At 45.8% G+C, this 1,642-nt stretch carries 1 protein-coding gene; it reads left to right on the top strand.

The features are described 5' to 3' along the window. Nucleotides 1-203: 203 nt before the first annotated feature. On the top strand, nucleotides 204-1,642 hold a 1,439-nt coding region (istA, locus tag L1283_RS28435), incomplete at its 3' end, for an IS21 family transposase (protein ID WP_429626814.1).

Below are 1,642 nucleotides of genomic sequence, written 5' to 3'. Positions count from 1 at the left end.
AAGCTGACCCCTCAAAATTGAATTAGAATTAGGGATGCGTAGTGCGTTTAAAGCTGTTATTCAACTGCCATACTGGCTGATGTTGACCCCCTAATTTATTTTTTCAGTTCATTGCGCTGGAGCATGCTGACCCCTTAGCAAGTAGTTTTTGTTACTTAGTGATCAAACAATTCGGATCACTGATGGCTGGAAAACCAAAACGAATGAGTCAGATAAAGCAATTAATCAGATTGTACCAGAGCGGTAGCGGGATAAAAACAATCGCCCGCATCCTTGGTATGAGCAAGAATACGGTGAAGTCCTATCTCAAAAAGATGGCCGACGGCGGTTTCAATACGGAAGAACTTCTTAAACAGGAGGACCCCCTGTTGGAAAAGTCGTTCTACGCAGGGAATCCTGCTTACAAGGCAGACAAGTTTGAGTACCTAAAAAGCCGTCTTGACTATTATGAAAAAGAACTTAAGCGTACCGGAGTTACCAAGCTGCTGCTCTGGCAGGAATATATAGAAAGTGATCCCACCGGTTATAGCTATCCACAGTTCAACTATCATTTAAGGCAACAGCTTGTCTCGCGCAAGGGCAGCATGGTGCTTGAACATACCGCCGGCGATAAATTATATATTGACTTTTCCGGAAAAAAGCTCCATTATATTGACAGGTCCACTGGGGAGCTGGTCGCCTGTGAAGTATTTGTGGCCTGCCTGCCCTTTTCAGACTATGCGTTTGCAATCGCTGTACCATCTCAGCAGACCCCTGACTTTTTTTATGCACTGAGCAGCTGCCTGGAGTCTCTTGGCGGTGTACCAAAGGCCATTGTCCCCGACAATCTCAAAGCAGCGGTCATCAAGGCCGATAAATATGAGCCGGTCCTGAACCAGTCCATGGAAGACTTTGCCAATCACTACGGCACAGCTGTGGTTCCAGCACGTGCAGGCCGCCCAAAAGACAAATCATTGGTAGAAAATCAGGTAAAAATGATCTATACCCGTGTTTTTGCACCACTGAGAAACAGGCAGTTCTTTGATATCCATACGCTCAATGAAGCCATAAAGGTCTGTATGTTAAAGCACAACCAGACCCGGATGCAGCAAAAGCCATACTGCCGGGAAGAGCGGTTCTTAAGTTCCGAAAAATCAACATTGGGCGAACTTCCCAAAGAACGCTTCGAGCTGAAGAGCTACGCTGAACTCAAAGTTGGAGATAACGGACATATCTACCTGCAGCGCAATAAACACTATTACAGCGTACCCTTCGCTTATATCGGAACAAAGGTAAAGATCATTTACACACGCAATATGCTCTGGATCTATTGTCGGGGCAAACAGATTGCCTCGCACATACGCAGTTACAGGGAAAATGCGTACACCACTCTGGCGACACATTTAAAGTCCGAACATCAGGCGTATAAGAACCGCTCGCATGAAACGTACCTGACAAGGGCAAAAGCACACTCTGCGGAGTTCGCCAGACTTCTGGAGATACTCTTTGAGCGGGCGCATTATCCCGAGCAGTTATTCCGTACCTGTGACGGACTGTTCAGGCTAAAACGGGACTTCCCGGCAGAACAGTTTGACAAAGCATGTAGTTACGTACTAAAAAATAAGCTATATACCTACTACTACTTTAGGAATGTACTTGAAAA

Source organism: Sphingobacterium sp. HSC-15S19 (assembly GCF_050433745.1).
In the GTDB taxonomy this organism is placed as follows: Bacteria; Bacteroidota; Bacteroidia; order Sphingobacteriales; family Sphingobacteriaceae; genus Sphingobacterium; species Sphingobacterium siyangense.
This window is presented reverse-complemented; position numbering and strand designations above follow the sequence as displayed.